Raw genomic sequence first — 18,538 nt, 5'->3', positions numbered from 1 at the left:
CAGCGTTGCTCGAAGCCGGAAACCAATCTGTTGGCCCCGCCGAGCAATCGCCCGGGGCTGGATGCCATTCGGGCACGCGTTGGTGACTACAGCACGTTTTTTACCGACGCCAAGCGCCAGCTTTCATCCAAGGAGTCGCCGAATTTGCAGGCTCTCGGTACTCGCGATCCGACCGATCCGACAATCGCCTTCCTCGACGCATGGTCCGTCGCAGCCGATGTTCTGACTTTTTACCGTGAACGCCTCACTCAAGAAGCTTATCTGCGCACCGCGACTGATGAACTTTCCTTGCGTGAATTGGCTAATATGGTCGGTTTCAAACCACGCCCTGGTATAGCGGCTACGGTTCATCTGGCCTATCTCCTCGATCCTTCAGCCAAACCCGTCGACATCGATCCGGGGGCCAAGGCGCAAACGGTGCCCCTGCCCGGCGAAAAAATGCAAACATTCGAAACAGATGAGAAGCTTACGGCGCGTGCGGAATGGAGCCAGATGAAACCCCGTCAGAGTCGTCCCCCGAACATCGACATACTTGATGCATTGACCAGGCCTACTCTCCGATTAGCCGACCCCTCGCTCTTCGTCAGGCCGGGCGAGCGAGTGTTGTTTATGTTTGGCATGAAGCTTAGTGAACAGGTGGTGAGGGAAGTTTTATCGGCGAAAACCAATATCGAGCTTGGGTTTGTGGAGTTGACGCTGAAGCCGAAAGATAGACTGGTGCAGGCCCTCATTGAACAACGTGATCTTGTCAACCAACTAATAGATATTAGGAATAAGATTGTCGAAGAGATCAGAAATGAAAATCCTATAAAAGAAAAGGTGGTTTTAGGAAAATATCTGCTCAACGTTCTAAGTTCCTACTTCTTAGGATTAAACGCGAGCGGAGTATTATCTTTGTTGCCACGTTCAGAAAAACCACCATTCTCTAGTCAAATAAAGCATTTGAAGGAGGTTTTCAAAGTAATATCCGAAGCCAGAATTCCCGATCGCAAAGGATTGGGAGTTACATCTACAGACAAAGTTTTAGGTTCATTGCGTAATTCAGCAAAAGGAAATCAGGAATCGAAAGGTTTTTTATTGCAACAAGCCGATAAAGGACTTAATGCAGATGGCACCGTGCGCATCGAATTGGCGCAAACCATGATGCCGGTGTTTCAAGATTCGTTGTATTCAGCCTTGAGAGTCAGGACAGCAAATCGGATAAGCAAGTCGGCGCCATCGGTTTATCTACTCAGAACTATAGCCAGTCCTTTTGGAGCAGTGGCTCCTGAAAAGATATCAAATGATAACGGGCGATTCTTAAGTGAGGAGTGGCCCCTCGATGAGGCCGATACCAATGCGGGCGCAGCATTCCTCGATACCGTTGTAGATGCCATAACAGGGGATAGTTTTGCGATTGTCGAAACGCCACTGATGAGTAGCTGGAAAAAAAAAGAGGAAGGCAAAAAGGGGGTAGACGAGGTTACTCCAGAACGTCTATTACGTTTCGCTCGAGTACGCTCGACTCAAACGGTTCAGAGAGGTTCCTACAATATTTCTGGAAAAGTTACCAAGCTTGATCTGGTGGATGCCGATAGTGGAGATCCATTTTCGGTAATTTCAGAATCAAAACAAAGAGTATAAGGAGGGGGAAATTATGTCGGCCACAGCAACTGCCGTATCACGAAATCAAAATAAATACCTCAATTTTTTGCGCAACACAATGTATGTTGTGCAGAGTGAGCCGGTAAAAATCGCCCCAGACAATATTGATGAGGATGTCGAAGGCATCAGGATTCAACTCGATAAGCTCTATGACGGATTCGAAACGAGACGTTGGATTATCGTGGCCGGCGAACGGACTGACGTTAAAGATGAGAACGAGCGTCCTTTGCCAGGCATTCATGCTGCAGAGCTGAGGACTGTTAGCGGAATCGAGCATGTTCCTTACAAGGACGAACATGTTCCTTACAAAGATAGTCCGGGAGATACCCCTCACACTGTTGTCACGCTCGATCAATCTCTCACCTATTCCTATAAACGTTCCACCGTTACTGTTTATGGCAACGTGGTGGAAGCCTCCCATGGCGAAACGCTTCCTACCGAAGTTTTAGGTTCTGGAAATGCCGCGGTGGCTTTTCCTCGCTTCCAAATGAAACGTCCGCCGTTGACGTATGTTAGCGCATCGACCACGAGTGGTATCCAGGGTACGGAAGTCGTCTGGGTAAACAATATGCGCTACCGCCGTATCGATTCCTTGCTTGATACTAATGAGGGTGAAAAAGTTTATGAACTCGTCGATGATGAAAACGGCATCGGTACTCTGACTTTTGGTTCGCGACTGCCGACCGGACAGGAGAATATCCGTGCTTCTTACCGGGTGGGAATTGGTCGAGAAGGCAACGTCAAAGCTGAACAGATCAGCCTACTTGCTTCCCGGCCGTTGGGTGTGCAAGGGGTCATCAATCCCTTGAAAGCGAGTGGTGGCGCCGATCGGGATGGACCGGAACGCATCCGCCGTAATGTCCCATTGGCAACCTTGGCTTTAGGCTCAAGCTCTCGATTGGTGTCCGTGTCAGACTATGCGTCCTTCGCCTTGCGATTTGCCGGGATCGGCCATGCCTATGCCCAAAAACTGGCCGGAGGGTGGGTGCATGTCACCGTGGCGGGCGTTGATGACATCCCGCTCGGTGAGGAGGATGAATTGCTGACCAATTTGAGGCATGCCTACCGGGAGTTCGGGGATCCGTCTTTACAGGTGGCAATCAGCGTACGGGAGCTCAAGGCATTGGTCTTACAGGCGAAAGTCGTGATCGATCCTGATTATGAGATAAGCCCCATCGAAACCCAGATCCGAGAAAGTCTGCTTAATGCTTTTTCCTTCGAGCGAAGCGCCTTAGGAAAATCCGTTTACTTATCCGATGTTATTGCTGTCATGCAAAATGTTCGCAGCGTTGATTGGGTCGATGTTGACCTGTTCGGCGGGATTTCCGAAAGTGTATTACTGAACAAAGAAGAGTTGGTAAAAGCAGTTGAAGGTCTCCAGGCAGTGCCGGCCTTTGTGGTATGTGCCAAAGCAACAACCAGCTATGAGGACAAGGACCGCGCCGAATTATGGAAAAAGATCTATGATGAAGCCCCGCCTCGCTTCCTGCCGGCACAGTTGGCTTACCTGGTACCGGAAGTGCCCAGCACATTGGCGCTAAATCTCAGTCAACGGTGAAAAATATCATGTACGAAGAACAAGACGCTCTCTACCAACTGCTGCCAGCCTATCTACGTTCTCGCGATAACGCAGGTGAAGGTCCGCTTAAGGAACTGCTGACGATCATTAATTATCAAGCTCACTTAATCGAGCAGGATATAGCCCAACGCATGTATGACGATTGGTTTATCGAGACTTGCCAGGATTGGGTGGTGGCTTATATCGGAGATCTTTTAGGCTATGAGCGTATGCCCACTCCCAAGCAGGATAGTAGGACCTTAAGCGATAGGCGTCTGGCGAAAATCCTCTCCCCTCGCCGCGAAATCGGTAACCTGATTGCCTACCGCCGGCGCAAGGGAACGCTCTGGGTGCTGGAAGAGTTGGCTCGAGATGTCGCCAATTGGCCTGCCCGCGCGGTGGAATTCTACCGACTATTGGCACGTACCGAGCATCTCGATCATCCCCAGCCCCAGCGATTGGCCACGGTTGACATACGGGACGCTGGTAAGCTCGAACTGGCAGGCACACCTTTCGATACCTTGTGCCATACCATTGATGTTCGTGGTATCAGCAACAAATACTCGCCGGGACGATACAACATCCCTAATGTCGGATTGTTTGTGTTTCGGACCAAACGCTATTCAGTGACCAAAACTTCAGCCTATGCCTGTGAAGATGTCGGTCGGCATTGTTTTACCTTTTCCATCTTGGGAAATGATGCGCCACTTTTCAGATTGCCCGTGCCGGAACTTGAAACAACAGGTCTGGCCGAGGAAACTCATTTCGCAGTACCGATACGTCGACGCGCTCTCGAAGCTCACGTAGAGAATAAGATTTATGTGAACGATTCCTTATACGGTGAAAATAAAAGTCTGGTTATCTATGCCGCTAATTGGCCGAAGAAAGGTGATGGAATAAATAAAGGGGAACCGATGCCCATCGAAGCCCAAAAAGTGATATCCGCCGATCTTTCGCATTGGGCCTATCAGGTACCCAAGAATCATGTTGCAATCGACCCGATTCTCGGTCGCATCCAGTTTCCCAAGGGGCAGGCACCCAGAAATGGTGTCCTGGTCTCCTATGGCTATGGTTTTCTAACTGACATTGGTGGAGGAGAATATGATCGGCCTGCACTGCCACTTCCTGCAGAGATGAATTATTTTCGCGTAGATCCGGATCTGGATAAGGAGTTTCCTAAGCAGGGTTTGTTTAGAACCATTGATACCGCTTATCAATATTGGCGAACTACGCTTCCGGAAGATGAGAAGAATAAAGAGGATAAGCTGAAAATTCGGCGGCCTGCGTTGTTGATAGAGCTAGTCAAGAGTGGTGTTTATAAAGGGCGAATTGAACTTGAGCTTAAAGCAAGTGAGTTTGTCTGCGTGGCGGCAAGTAACAGCACTCGTCCAATCATTTGGTTATCTGATGAAAATGCCAATGGTCCTGATTCAATCTCAATCCGAGGGGAAAAAGGCTCTCGTGTTATTTTCGATGGCATACTGATCGTCGGGCGTGGTGTAGAGATAATAGGCAACGAATGGTCATCGGATGAAATGAGGTCGAGTGATGGCGATTTATGTGAAGTTGTATTTCGCCATTCGACGCTGGTGCCAGGCTGGAGCCTGCATTGCGATTGTGAACCTCGGAGGGCATCTGAGCCAAGCATTCTAATCGAAAATACCAGGTCACGCATTCGTGTTGAATCCAGCATTGTCGGAGCGATTCACGTCAATACGGATCCGGCGCTTTTTGAGCCGACCCAAGTTATTGTGTGCGACAGCATTATCGACGCCACCTCTGATGAAAGCATAGCAATTGGCGGTAGTAATGCCGACATGGCTTATGCGGAACTACGAATTGCTCGTAGTACGATCGTGGGAGAAGTTCTATCCCATTCTATTGCTTTGGCGGAGAATAGCCTATTCACTGCTAAATTACAGGTAGCCAGAAAGCAGATGGGCTGCATCCGCTACTCTTACGTACCTGTCGGCTCTAGAACTCCTCGGCGTTATCGTTGTCAACCGGAAAGCAATGAGATGGCTCAATCTGAGGTATTGCGACTTGCGCCTTATTTTGAAAGTACTCGTTATGGCACTTCTAATTATTTACGGCTATCACATTGCACCGCACAAGAAATCAAACACGGTGCGGATGATGAGTCCGAAATGGGTGTCTACCACGATTTGTTCGAACCCCAACGTCTTGCGCTACTAACCAGCCGGTTAGAAGAGTTCGTACCGGCCAGCACGGACAGCGCAGTAATTTTTGCATCCTAAGGAGGTACTATGTCCGCCGATATCGAGCGCGAGAGTTGTGATCCCAAAAAGTCCCATTTCTGCAGAGTACTGCATCATCAAGGCCGAGTTCTACTCGCCTCGGACTTGAATGAGCATGGTGCTATTTTTCAATATTATTTGCGCCAATTTATTACAGATTTTGCAGGGAAACATTGGAAAACAGCTGGTAGTTTCATAATCAACAAAATCAAAATATCAGAGCGAAACTTTACCATTTCAAAAGGACATTTTTATATCGATGGAATTTTATGTGATAGCGAGGATGACTGCTGGTATTCCACACCTAAATCAGATGGTCAAGGAACTGTTCAGCCCATGTTTCCTACCCCCGAATGGGAGGGTTTAAATAGCGATGACTTAACTGATGGCTTAACTGATGGCTTTGCCATTTACCTTGAATGCTGGGAGCGTCATGTCAACTGGATACAATACCCAGCCATTAAGGAAGCTGCACTGGGTAGGCCAGATAATACATCACGTATGGAAATCGCCTGGCAAGTGCGTGTGCTAACTCCAAAACTTGCGGAATCCTATATTGCTACTATTACTAAAGCACTAAACAATAAAATTTTGCCATTGGAAGACATTAGCCAAATCAATAATAAAAAGGATAGTTTTATAGCATTATTTGATGAAAATAATGCCGTTAATGACTCTCCTTGTGAAATTGTCCAAGCATTGCTTGAGACTCTTGAGGTCGCGGAACCAAAACTGCGCGCATGGACTACTATAAACTCAGCTAATGAGACTAATCCTTGCTCGATATCTCCCGATGCGCACTATCGCGGTTTAAAAAATCAGCTCTATCGGGTGGAAATTCATAAGCATGGAGTTGTTGGTGATGATCCGAATACTCAACCGACTTGCAAGTGGTCTAAAGAAAATGGCTCCGTAATATTTCGAATTACCCCAGGAAGTTTAAATTCAAATTCGAAGGAACATACTCTGGAACTGGACAATTTCGGTCCTGACTGCCGCTATGACCTATGCATAAATGATTGGGTCGAACTGATCAATGATGAAATTGAATTCAGCCAAAAGGTACTACCTTTAGCCAAAGTGACTAAAATTGATTCAAACTCAGGAAAGCTAACCCTCACTACAACAGAAAAGTTCGATTTCTCAAAGTGCACCTATTTACGGCTGTGGAACCAAAAGGAGGGCCTCAATGAGGATGGGACAATAGATATAAAAGAAGGTAATGAATATATAAAAAAAGAAACCGATGACAATAACAGCATGGATAAGTTTTTTGAGCTAGAGCACGGAATAAAAATTCAGTTTCAGCCAGGCGGAAATTACCATAAAGGGGATTATTGGCTGATCCCAGCCCGTGTTGCAAGCGGAGATATCCTATGGTTAAAGAATGATCAAGATGAACCGCAATTTCTCCCAAGCAATGGAATCAAAAGGCATCGTGCGGCAATAGGGGTGTATATCGATGAGAATACAATTAAAAATTGTGGTTGTGTGCCGGATATAACTTGCAAGACGGAATAGAAAAACCGATGTGACTTTTAATGTCAATTTTAAGTCGGGGTTATGTATAGGCGGTAAAGATATTGATCATATAATTACTGCCTAACCCGTGTCTGTTGAGAAGAGTCTTTATGCAACTGATAATATAAGTTAGAAGCCATAAGCAAAACAGGATGGCTTTCACTTCGTGGCGATACCCATTGAAGTCGCGCCATGTAATTCTCGACCTGTTATTGATTGCTGAGCAGCTTGGAGGTGTGTGATGTCAATTATCAAAGATATTAAGCATCTCGCCAGAGTAATGGCAATAGGTGTGTTCCCTGTCATGATTTTTTTGGCCGGTTGTAGTGATACCGTCAATGTAGACAACGGCGCAGGGCAGTCTGTCGGCTTGATGGTCGACGGGCAAGACTCCATTGGTCCAGTCAATGACCGTAGTTTCATTTCGGCCGCATCGGCAATTGGAGTCGGTGCGCTCAGTCTTTCGCCACAATCCAACGAGGTGGCCGGCTTCACTAACGGCCGCCCTCCCAAATATCTGAGCACGCCGTGGACAAGTGGCGGCGATACATTCAATCTGGATTTTCGCCCAGCGATCGGTATTCCGGTTACTGTCTGGATCATCAAGGGTCCGTTCACCGAACAACGCCAGCATGCGATCGAAGCTTGCATTCGCACCTCGGCAATTTGGCATAACGAACGCATGGGAGTCATCTTCTCGCCGTTCAATATTATTGATGCCACAGCCGATCCTGAAGCATCTGCCCACTATGCTTTTCCAAACGGAGATGCTGGCGACATAGTATGGAAACCATTGCGTGACGACATCGGTTTTGTAGCAGGCCAGTTGAATATTTATTGGGTTGATACCGTCAATGGTGGGACAGGCACCGGCTGGTCGAATTTTGGAGCTCAGATTGCGATGGGCAAGAATACCGGCGATGAATTGCTCTCGCACGAGATTGGGCACGCTTTCAGCCTGACTCATGTCGATAGTGATGCCAATTTCAACATCGAAAATATCATGCACAGTGCGAGCAACAATCGGCAGTATGCGACTGAAGGTCAGTTGTTCCGCGCCCATCTTAATCCCGTATCGATTCTGGATGCCTTATATAATGCCCGCCCTGGTGAGTTGACTCGCACCTGTAATTATTCCAATACCGCCACGCCTCCTTGTCCGGCTATTCAGAAACGGTTATGGGCTGACGGTGGATTTCCCGCAAATTGAGAGGTTCATCATGAATCGACGAATTATGATAATTCTGCTGTTGCTGGTCTCGACTTGTGCCGGAGCACAAACGCTTTCGGAACGTCCAGAATTCAGCAAGTTGAGGCCTGAGGTTCAAACTCTGGTTCAGACATGGCTCAATAAAAATTGTGGTGCTGCAGAACGAAGTATGTTTGAAAAGAAACTGACTGAGGTCGGCATCGCTCTCGAACCGGTCTTCTGGGAGGCTTTCCGTTTAGGGCCGACCAAACAAGAGTTGAAAAACCTCAGCGCTGCTATCGTCAAGCGTTATGAAGACCGCCAAAATTGGCTTCAGCAATTTGGTAACACGCAAATGGGTAAGGAAGAAGCGACGCGACAACTGGCGATCTCAGAAAAGCAATATGCCGACCGCGAAATGATTCAGTACACGCAGCGCTACAAGACCTCGGCTTTGGCCGGGTTGGGCTTAATCGGAACCCAGCAATCCGAAGCCGATCTGAATCGCATTGCCGATGATAACAGCAACCCGGCGCAAACCGCAGCGCAAGAAGCTTTGAGAGCGATTCGCCGATAGCTCTATCTCTAGTTTGCTAACCAGCCATGTGAATTGGCGTCCAATATTTCTGCTTTCGGCTTAAATTTTCATCAGCTTGAAATATAAATTATTAATGGAAAACAATGCGATAGAAATTATTTCCGGTCAGTTTCGACGCCGTTTCACAAATTAGTGCAACAGAGCCCCAATCACGACAACTGCAACCATAGTGAATCAATAGGAGGTTGAATGAATATAGAGACATATCACAATGTTACTGCAATGACGCATCAGGCGCGTGTTGATGAGCTGGGGCCTCAGGGATTCAGGCCGATCTCGTTAAGCGTATCAGGGCCTCCTAGCGATGCGCGTTATGCGGCGGTATGGGTGCAGCGTCCTGGTCCAGCCTGGGTAGCCGTCCATAATTTGGATGCAAACCAGTATCAGGCACGCTTCAATGAATTGGCGGACCAAGGCTTCGCTCCCATCTTGGTAACAGCCACAGGCGGATATAACGACGCGACCTTCGCCGCTGTATTCGAAGCCGGTGTGACAACTCCGTGGTATGCGCGCCATCATCTGCGCTGGGACCCATCCGCCAGAATTAATTCGGTAAATTTCGAGAATCAACGGGCCATTGATCAAGGCTATATCCCCTGCTGCCTTGCAGTTTATGGTACATCCAGTGATCCTTTATTTGCTGGTGTATGGGTCAAGAATGACAAACCAGTTCCTTGGGGATGGTGGTGGACAGATCCAACCACCTATCAGCACTTCTTCGACGCGGCAGTCGAAGCTGGCACGCGTTTGGCTTATGTGTCAGTTGCGCCTAGCCAATGGATGCTGTCCGTCTTCCGCGATGAGCCCATCGGGGAATGGTGGGCTAAGCATGGCATGACAGCCAGCAATTACCAAACTGAGTTCAACGCACGAACAGCGCAAGGGTTGGAACCTCTCGTGGTTCAGGCGGGTGGTACTGGGAAAAGCAGCCGATATGCATCGCTGTTTGTTCGCGATGAAATTCCGCTGGCTAGACATTGGTCGGTGACTGGACAATCGTTCACCAATTACGCCGAGATGGATGCAGTGATCCAAAGATTCATGATGGCTCATGCCATACGTGCCATGAGTATCGCGGTCGCTCGCAACGGCATCCTTGTAGCCAATCGCGGCTACACTTGGGCAGAAGCCGGATATCCAATCACCCTGCCTAATACACTTTTTCGGATAGCCAGTGTATCGGAAATTTTCACCTGTGCCGCTATTGATCGCTTAATTCAAGCCGGGGCGCTAACTTCCACAATGCAGGCGTTCGGCTTCCTCGGAATCACATCGAAATTGCTTCTAAGCCAAACTCCCGATCCTGATGTCGATAAAATCACCATGCATGATCTTGCGATGCGACAGAGCGGACTGCAACATGATTTCGGTGCCGACCTTCGTACGATCGCAACTCGGATCGGACATCCAACAGTGATGCCAACCCGAGACGATCTGGTCCGCTATATCTACGGAGAACCGCTCATCGCGCGGCCGGGCACAGGTGATAATTACTCAAACAGCGCGTTCACGGTGCTTACGTCGGTGGTTGAGGCTGCATCGAACCTGCCGTACCTTGACTACCTTCGTCGGGAACTCCTCATGCCTTTGAATATTCACGATGTCGATCTCGGAGCTACTCGCAGCGGCGTCCGCCGACCTCATGAAGTTGCCACATACGATCATCCGGGAGTTGGACCTTCACAGATCGATATGACCGCCACAGCCATTGCTCCTAATGCTTACGGCGCACAAGTGATCACCGAGAACAGCGAAGGTGTAGGCGGACTTGTCGCATCGACTGGCAGCATAGCCCGCTTCATCGCCACGCACGCGGTATGGGATATGGGTCCACGCCAACTTGCAACTCGCTATGGAGAGATGGATGGCTCGGGAGCTGGTGCGGTGAGCCGACACGACGGACTTGACTTTGCGTATGCCTTCAACCGACGGGTCACAACAGCCGAGCATGACGGAATCAAAGGACAGATCGATTTATTTCTCGACCAGCATGGAATAATGCTCTAGTCAGTTTTTGCGGCTCTATCGCAAAGTTTTACCGATTCAGGGACAATGCGCAACTTTTAGCAAATGAGCGAATTGATGATCAGTTTTAAAGGTGTGCATTTCCCCAAGGATGTCATTCTCTACGCTGTATTTTTCTCTGTGAGACAGGGCGTATCCTACCGCGATCTCGAAGACATCATGGAAGAGTGTGGTGTTAAGGTGGATCATGCCACACTTAATCGCTGGGTTGTCGATTATTCTCCATTAATTGCCGCCGAGACCAAAAAACGTAAACGCACCGTGGCAAGCTCTTGGCGGATGGATGAAAGCTACATTAAGGTTAAAGGCCGGTGGGTTTACTTATACCGGGCTATCGATAAATTCGGTGATACCGTTGAGTTTATGCTGTCTGAACACCGTGACGCAGCGGCGGCGTCCTCATTCTTTGTCAATGCCATCAACGCCAATGGCTTTCCGCATAAAATCGTCATGGACAAGAGTGGGGCAAACTATGCTGGCATTGAGAATATTAACAGGCTGCTGATGCTGGCGGGATTGATCAGTTTTATAGACATTTACCAAAACAAATACTTGAACAATTTGATTGAGCAAGATCACCGAGCTATCAAAAAAATCACCCAACCGACGATGGGATTCAAGGCTTGGCATTCAGCGCAAGCAACGATTGATGGCATTGAAACGGCACATAGGATCCGAAAAGGACAACTTTCTAATGATGACAACATGCCGGTCTATAAGCAGTCTATGGCTTTAGCAGGATAGTTCTGCCTCCAGGACAGGCATTCTTCACCTTGAGCTAAATTTTGCGACAGAACCATCAGTGCTGGTAATACAAAAGATTCATTGAGAATACTGATTTTTTTCCTTTCTAGCTTCAGATCGGACGCGGACAAATGCCCCGAATTTCCTTGATGCTGAACAATTGAATTTTTTATATAATTACCATAATCAGCCCATTTAATAGCTATAAAATGGTGATTAAAAATCAATTTATTAATGGCATATCATCCGAACCGGAACGCTATACAGTTCTGGAGATTATAATAACATTGGCTATCTCATATTGTGTTTGGTCCCATTAATTTGGAACTTTAAGGAAAGAAATTGACTGGCCGATTTTGGCTGATCATGACTATCTCAAACCGACCCGCAGCCGACGATAAATGTTTATTTTGAACGGTAATAACATCTCATTCAGCGCGTCCGACGAAGCTTTATCGCACCGGTGAGCTGAAACGGTCTGTAAGACAGGGATGTTAATCGGAAATGTCGGTAAATTATAGACCTACCCGGCTAAATCCAATTTCCCCTTTGGGCCCAGATGGAAGTGATTCCTTTGGTGTCGGTTCACTTAATTCCGCCTCTAATCCTGTCATTTTGAGTCGGGTTAACCCGGGTAGAAGGACTGTCACAACCATAAGACCCATTAGGATCGGCACCAGAACTATTAGCATCGTGTCCGTGATTATTCCGTCCGTTCTGAAGAAACGAAGAACCCAGAGTGCAATTAATTGTGTCAAAAAAATAATGGTAAGGAAAATGCTCGCGAAACGGCTGACTCGGGACCGTGCCTTTTCTATACGTATCAAAGATTGAACTCGCCTAGCATTCAATTCTGCTTCAAGGTTATGCTTGTCTTCTCTGAGACAACGCCGAAAGTTATTGAGTGCATTTCTGTAATCTTCAAGTTTAAACCGTACAATGCCAGCATGAAAATATGGTGCTGGATCCTGTGGCTTGAGACGTATCGCAGTGTTAACCTCCTTCAGAGCTTCCTCATAAAACTGGTGATCACTTGTCTCATCACCAATGCGTGCCAATAACCGGCAGAGCGTTAGATGAAGTTCCCATCGTTTCGATTCATCTAAGCGTTTTATAGCTTTACGGAGTACCTTCTCCGCCTCAATAAGTTTATTGTTCTCCATCAGTGCAATAGCCCATCCCTTGAAAGAATTAGAGTTATGTGGATCAATGTCGGCCGCTAAGCGAAACTCTCTAATAGCTTCTTTAACTTTTTCGGTTTGTAAATAAAGGTCTCCCATTTCAAGATGGGCATATGCATCATTGGGATTGTTTTTTAATGCATCTTCTAATTTCTCTTTTGCCTCTTCATATCGCTCTAAGTAAATATAGAGCGCTCCTAAGTCTGCATAGTGGCCTTTTTTAGCATTTACTTGTATTGATCGACGAAAATATTCTTCAGCCTCGTGGACATGCCCTCTTCTGAAGGCAATATTGCCAAGACATCCAAATGCTTCAGCCAGATTAGGTTCTAATTTTAGTGCTGCTCGGCAGTGCTTTATCGCAATATCGAGGGTAGTATCCTTTTCCTGACGAACAAGGGACCATGCGAGATGAATATATACCAATGGATCATCTATAATAGTTAAAACTTTTATGAAATACTTCTCTGCCTCATCGTAGTCGCCTTGTTCAAAATTAATCCATCCGAGTTCGCTGTAAATGCCGGGGCTATTGCTCAGATGTTTGAGAGCCTCCTTGGCTTGGTCAGTCGCTTCCGTATATTGCCCTTTCAGTCGAAGTGACGCAATTTTTCCTTGACGTGCCGATTCATTATTCTTATCTTTTTCTAATATCTCTTCAAAAGTTTTAATCGCTTCGTCATACTGCATTTGATAAAAATGAAGCCACCCAAACTCGTTACGTATGCGAAGATTATTAGAGAATTCGCTATCGGCTTGAACAATTAACTTCTCAGCTTCTTCAAAACGGCATTGGCTTCTAAGCAAACCTATTTCCCACACAAAAATATCTATATCTCTTTTGACTTTTAAAACCTCATCAAAGGCACTAATAGCTTCATCGTATTTGTTTTGAGCTCGGAAAAGCCAAGCTCGTTCGCTTAAAATTCCAGGATGCTTAGGATGGGCATTAAGAGCTTTCACCAACAACTTATTAGCCTCCTCATAATCACGTTTTTCTCGTAGAGATGCAATCTTGCCCTGAAAAGCAGCTATATTGTCTGTTTCTTTCTTAAAAATTTTATCGAATATTTTTATAGCTTCATCATATTGCTTTTGGTCAAAAAGCTGCCATCCTTGATCTTCGAGTGATTTTATATCATTGCTAAAAGTTCCAGCGGCAGCTTTATTCATTGTAGTCCTCCTAGTTCATAAAATTTCTCAAACTATAGAATGATTATAGTTTTCTAATAATAAGAATTTAGCACCTAAGCTAAGGCGCTTATTTTAATGCGTCCCGTATGAACTGGGTTAGTAACAATAATTTGGATAAGGGATGCTAAGCTGAGTTCTATTTGGTCACTGATGGTCGCGTTTAAAGTTAACGAAGTATAAATCACCCACGCATTATCAGGTCAATGATTGCAAATTCACCCCTCTCCAACCATAGATCAACTGTATATATTTGAACTAAATACACAATATGTAAAAACACCCATACACTAACTAGAAAGGTAAGCGGATTTGATATTCCAAAGCCATTCACTATAATCTAAACATAAACACCAATAGTTCGAACACTTTTACGCAGCAATCGACCCATAATCACTGAATTCGTCAAATAGTTGGGCTATTTTTTCGCAATCTCTGCTCAGACCTAACTTGCCGAAAAGGCGTAACATCAAGTGTTGATTGAATTTTTTACGTTTCCAGGAAGCAATGGAAATCACCGTTTCCTGAGTCGTCTGTTTTTGACGTCGATCTTCAAGCTTCAAGAGATTCAGCGCTGTCAATGAGGCATTGGCCTGCATCTGTATCGCTTCTTTACAGCGTGCCTGGCAATCCATGAGACCGGTATAGTGTTTGGCATCACGAAACAAAAACTCGATTTGAAAACGCGCTTTATAGGGTGACCGTAAGGATTCGTGAGAAAATGGGCAATAGCGGATGGACTCACGTGATAGAGGTTACATGAATCATGTGATTTCCAGCTCGAATGTTCGCTCCCGACCCCTTACTGCCGTTCGCCAATGCCAGCAAGCTGTATCTGCAATGATTTATATAGCCGACATTCCATCTCTAGCGAGCCACTCAACCAACATTCAGCATCAATAGCAGCTGGAATCAAAAGGCCGTGCTAGATGTTGTTGATTCCAATACTTCTATGTTAAATTCTGATACGATTCAGTCATCCTATTTATCGATGTACCAATAAAATAACTCGTATCTCCGCCACCTGCCTTTGATAATTATGTCATTGGCAATCGGCCTTTTCGTTTGTTATCTCGGTTTCAGATAAGACAGCTATGAAGACCCTGGCTACTATTAAAGGCATTCTGTTTGACCTTGATGGCGTGCTTTACGTTGGATCGAATGCCATCGAAGGTGCAGTTGTAGCGGTTGAAAAAATTCGTGTGAGCGGTATGCCTTGCCGTTTTGTCACCAATACCAGTACTTTATCATTGGCATCCTTACAACAGAAAATCAACGCCATGGGCTTTTCAATTTCTGCCGATGAGATTATCAGCGCTCCCCAGGCCACATTACTTTATCTTAAAAATCAGCACGAACCAGTTTGCCGCTTGCTGTTGGCGGATGATGTAAAAAAGGACTTTAAAGGATTTCGCCAGTCTGATACAAAAGCAAATTATATTGTGGTCGGCGACATTGGTAATACTTGGTCTTACCCGTTGTTGAATGAGGTTTTCAATTGCCTGATGCAGGGCGCGAAACTGATCGCCATCCATAAAAACCGATTTTGGCAAACTGAACATGGCTTGCAAATGGATATAGGCGGGTTTATTGAAGGACTGGAATATGCGAGCGGTTCCAAAGCCATGATTATCGGAAAACCTTCTGCTGAATTCTTCCAAATCGCTTTGGATGATATGGGACTGAAACCCGAAGAAGCCGCAATAATAGGTGATGATATTGATGTAGACGTTGGTGGCGGACAGCAGGTTGGGCTAATGGGGATTTTGGTGAAGACTGGGAAGTATCGGCAAAGCTATGCTGAATCATCCCCTATCACACCGGATTTGATAATAGATTCGATCAAAAATCTACCCAGTCTGTTGGGTTGTTAGTGTAATCTTTTTCAAGGGGAAGCTTCTGAAGGGTAAACAAAAAACACATCTTGGGTTGTATCGAGAGTAGTAACGGCGGGTGATGCTGATTATCTGGTGACCGGAGATCACCGCTCCGGTATGTTACAACGTGGAAACATTGGTCGAACCCGAATTGTCACTCCAGCGGAATTTTGCACACAGGTTTTATATGCATATTATCTGGTCGCGGTAGAGATGGCTGTTACCAGCCACCCCCCGCACAGATCCGTACGAGCAGAATTACCGCATACGGCTCCTGCCAAGAGTCTTGGCCTGAAATCGCTGTTCCGGGTACGGGTGCAGCACTTTGAGTTGAGGCAGGAAGCTATCAGCAAGCTTGCCAAAACGGCTCCACGGCATCCTATTACGCTGACTTCTCCGCAATAGCGCATGCCTCCAAGCCCTTTTGACTTCGGTAAGGAAACCACTAAGTCGCATGAGATTGCCGGGCACCGAGTAGTAATTCAGGTAACCTCTGACCACACTGGCAATCCATTTTCCAATCACGGGAATCGGTTCGTGTCGCCTTCGATGCAATTCTGCACGAATTGCGCTCAATGTTGCCCTCATTCTTTTCTTGATTGTCAGCCTTAACAGCTTGAATTCACTTTTTCGGGTCTTACTACCTATATGTGTAAATCCCAAAAAATCAAAGGTCTCAGGTTTACTTTGACCTTTTTCCAAACACTGTTTTTCTGCAAATCGTCCGAACCGAATGAGTCGTGTTTTGTCAGGATGAAGCTCCAGTTTAAATTTTGCCAGTCTCTCCTTTAGATAGTGCAGGAAAGCTTTGGCTTCCTTTTCGTACTGAAACCCCCAGACACCATCATCGGCATACCTGACAAAGATGACATCACCTGTAAGGTGTTTGTTTCTCCAATTATGCACCCATAAATCCAGCACATAGTGCAGATAGATGTTGGCGAGCAACGGTGAAACAACCGACCCTTGCGGGGTTCCCTTAGTTGATGTCAATTTTATACCATCACTATCAATAGCACCTGCAATCAGCCATTTTCTTATTAGCCTTATCATGCGCTTATCGGCAATACGATGCTCCAGGAAACGTATCATCCATTCATGGTCAATCTCATCAAAGAATGCCCTGATGTCTGCATCCAGTATCCAGTTTATTTTCTTGCCGAAAATACCCTCAGCCAATGCATCCAGCGCATCATGCTGACTTCTACCCTGCCGGAATCCATAGGAAAAACCCATAAAGTCTGCTTCATAAATACAGTTCAACACTGTCGCTGTCGCCTGTTGAACCACCTTGTCTTCAACGGATGCTATACCCAGCGGACGTTGTTTACCGTCCGCTTTCGGGATGTATACCCGTCTTGATGGGTTGGCGCGATAGTGACCCGATTGTATTTCTTTATGTAGCTCTGTAAGTCTGCCTTTACCTATCAAGGCTTCATATTCACGCCAAGTGACCTTATCAATTCCAGGTGCTGCATTCTTTTTGAGTTCATAGAAACTCTCCCAGAGCAGTTCCGGTGTAATATGATGCATCAAGGCACTAAATCGGCATTGCTTATCCCGTCTTGCAACTTCACGCACACCGGCTAGTCCACGAGACGCCCTTTTATCACAGCTCTGTGTCTGTGGAGCGGGGAGTTCACCGGTGTTCCTCTTGACTATATCCCTTCCCTCCGTTGCTTCCTCAGTCATTTTCATTACATCGTTCAGCAATTTCATGGGTATTATGGACATATCCGACTTCTCATTGACGTAAATGGATGGATTACGGTTTTACCTTCCCATCCCTGTCCACCGCGAAATCATGGTGGACATCAATGAGATCTCGCTGCTTCCGCATAGTAAACTTCCCAGCATGCACAGGGTCTCCGACCGCGTGGGATCAGGTACATCGCTTGCGATAACGCTTTGCACTGTATTGCCTTCCGCTTCGCTTAACAACGTCGGCATCCCAGATTTTTGATTTCGCGGCTCAATGGCTGGCCTGCTGGTTTCCCCTGTCAACGCTTCGACAAATCCCTCACGAGATTTACCGCATGACTCGGGGTCAGGGTAGTTCGCTAGACCTTCCCTGTGCTGAACTTTCATCAGCTATCTACTATCGACTTTGCAGCCGCACTAAGCGCTCAATAAACCGCGTCTACCTGTTTACCCAACCGCTATTAATATGATCTTTGTCTACATTCCAGGGCAGGAGTTGTTCAATGTCGGTGAGCGACTGAGCCCCGGGTAGTTCTTTAAAAACATGGTGCAGGTAGCGGTACGGCTCCAGGCCATTCAGTTTGGCGGTTTCGATCAGGCTGTACAGATTGGCGCTGGCCTTGGCGCCTTTGACCGTATCCGAGAACAGCCAGTTGTTGCGATTATGCAAAGCTTTGCATAACAAGAAGAATTGGTTGTTTGCAGGCTCGGAGCGCGCCGGCCAACGGGCTGCTGTCATTCAAACCCTGCTCGGCACCGCCAAGCTCAACGGCCTCGATCCGGCCGCTTGGTTAAGAGACACCTTGGAAAAACTCCCCACTTGGCCCAACAGCCGCATCGACGAACTGCTGCCGTTTGCTGTCACCGATTAATTTCTGTCGGTGAACTTGAGCCGTGGTAACGCTGCTCGCTTACCTTTGTTCGAACGATAGACCATGGCAATAACGCATGGTGATGATCTCGAACAATGAACACATCCTTATCGTTGATAATTTCGTGGTAATACATGCCTACTTTTTCTCGTCTAACTAGAAATTAAATGGTTAACAGA

General features: G+C 46.6%; 12 protein-coding genes and 2 pseudogenes. 10 read left to right on the top strand and 4 right to left on the bottom strand.

What is annotated here, in order from left to right:
* Positions 1–30 precede the first annotated feature (30 nt).
* The 8 genes from METMA_RS0115760 to METMA_RS0115720 all read left to right on the top strand — a co-directional run bounded on the left by METMA_RS0115760 (position 31) and on the right by METMA_RS0115720 (position 11,537).
* A complete protein-coding gene (locus METMA_RS0115760; RefSeq protein ID WP_027147384.1) occupies positions 31–1,623 on the top strand; it encodes a baseplate J/gp47 family protein in 1,593 nt (530 codons plus the stop codon).
* A gap of 13 nt (positions 1,624–1,636) precedes the next feature.
* Entirely contained in the window at positions 1,637–3,202 is a 1,566-nt protein-coding gene (locus METMA_RS26565) for a putative baseplate assembly protein (RefSeq protein ID WP_084254142.1), read from the top strand.
* 8 nt (positions 3,203–3,210) lie between these two features.
* Positions 3,211–5,460 carry a hypothetical protein gene (locus METMA_RS0115745; RefSeq protein WP_020160069.1) on the top strand — a complete coding sequence of 750 codons (2,250 nt, stop codon included), beginning with the start codon at positions 3,211–3,213 and terminating at the stop codon, positions 5,458–5,460.
* Positions 5,461–5,469: 9 nt separating this feature from the next.
* On the top strand, positions 5,470–6,981 hold the full coding sequence (locus METMA_RS0115740) for a DUF6519 domain-containing protein (protein WP_020160068.1): 1,512 nt from the start codon (positions 5,470–5,472) through the stop codon (positions 6,979–6,981).
* 241 nt (positions 6,982–7,222) lie between these two features.
* Entirely contained in the window at positions 7,223–8,191 is a 969-nt protein-coding gene (locus METMA_RS0115735) for a hypothetical protein (protein ID WP_020160067.1), read from the top strand.
* Between the two features lie 10 nt (positions 8,192–8,201).
* Positions 8,202–8,747 carry a hypothetical protein gene (locus tag METMA_RS0115730; protein WP_156830518.1) on the top strand — a complete coding sequence of 182 codons (546 nt, stop codon included), beginning with the start codon at positions 8,202–8,204 and terminating at the stop codon, positions 8,745–8,747.
* A gap of 210 nt (positions 8,748–8,957) precedes the next feature.
* Positions 8,958–10,775, top strand: coding sequence for a serine hydrolase (locus METMA_RS0115725; RefSeq protein ID WP_020160065.1), 1,818 nt, complete (start codon positions 8,958–8,960; stop codon positions 10,773–10,775).
* A 75-nt stretch (positions 10,776–10,850) separates the two neighbouring features.
* The gene (locus METMA_RS0115720; RefSeq protein ID WP_040590615.1) at positions 10,851–11,537 is read left to right on the top strand and encodes an IS6 family transposase; all 687 of its coding nucleotides are present in this window, start codon (positions 10,851–10,853) and stop codon (positions 11,535–11,537) included.
* A 515-nt stretch (positions 11,538–12,052) separates the two neighbouring features.
* Here the strand turns inward: METMA_RS0115720 and METMA_RS0115715 are convergent.
* Both METMA_RS0115715 and METMA_RS25830 read right to left on the bottom strand, forming a co-directional pair.
* Positions 12,053–13,891, bottom strand: a complete 1,839-nt coding sequence (locus METMA_RS0115715) for a tetratricopeptide repeat protein (protein WP_020160063.1) — start codon at positions 13,889–13,891, stop codon at positions 12,053–12,055.
* Between the two features lie 389 nt (positions 13,892–14,280).
* The gene (locus METMA_RS25830) at positions 14,281–14,508 is read right to left on the bottom strand and encodes a hypothetical protein (protein WP_027147382.1); all 228 of its coding nucleotides are present in this window, start codon (positions 14,506–14,508) and stop codon (positions 14,281–14,283) included.
* 495 nt (positions 14,509–15,003) lie between these two features.
* Between METMA_RS25830 and METMA_RS0115705 the strand changes: the two genes are divergently transcribed.
* The gene (locus tag METMA_RS0115705; protein WP_020160061.1) at positions 15,004–15,783 is read left to right on the top strand and encodes a TIGR01458 family HAD-type hydrolase; all 780 of its coding nucleotides are present in this window, start codon (positions 15,004–15,006) and stop codon (positions 15,781–15,783) included.
* A 261-nt stretch (positions 15,784–16,044) separates the two neighbouring features.
* Here METMA_RS0115705 and ltrA read toward each other — a convergent pair whose 3' ends face one another.
* Together ltrA and METMA_RS27860 are read right to left on the bottom strand one after the other, a co-directional pair.
* Positions 16,045–17,520 carry a group II intron reverse transcriptase/maturase gene (gene ltrA / locus METMA_RS0115700; RefSeq protein WP_020160060.1) on the bottom strand — a complete coding sequence of 492 codons (1,476 nt, stop codon included), beginning with the start codon at positions 17,518–17,520 and terminating at the stop codon, positions 16,045–16,047.
* 406 nt (positions 17,521–17,926) lie between these two features.
* Positions 17,927–18,148 (bottom strand): annotated as a pseudogene (locus tag METMA_RS27860) (transposase domain-containing protein); the annotation flags it as partial.
* Positions 18,149–18,170: 22 nt separating this feature from the next.
* Between METMA_RS27860 and METMA_RS27060 the strand changes: the two are divergent.
* Positions 18,171–18,359 (top strand): annotated as a pseudogene (locus tag METMA_RS27060) (transposase domain-containing protein); the annotation flags it as partial.
* Positions 18,360–18,538 lie beyond the last annotated feature (179 nt).

The sequence above is a fragment of the Methylobacter marinus A45 genome (assembly GCF_000383855.1).
Taxonomy (GTDB): domain Bacteria; phylum Pseudomonadota; class Gammaproteobacteria; order Methylococcales; family Methylomonadaceae; genus Methylobacter; species Methylobacter marinus.
Note: the sequence above shows the minus strand (reverse complement) of the source record. Positions and strands in the feature narration are given on the sequence as shown.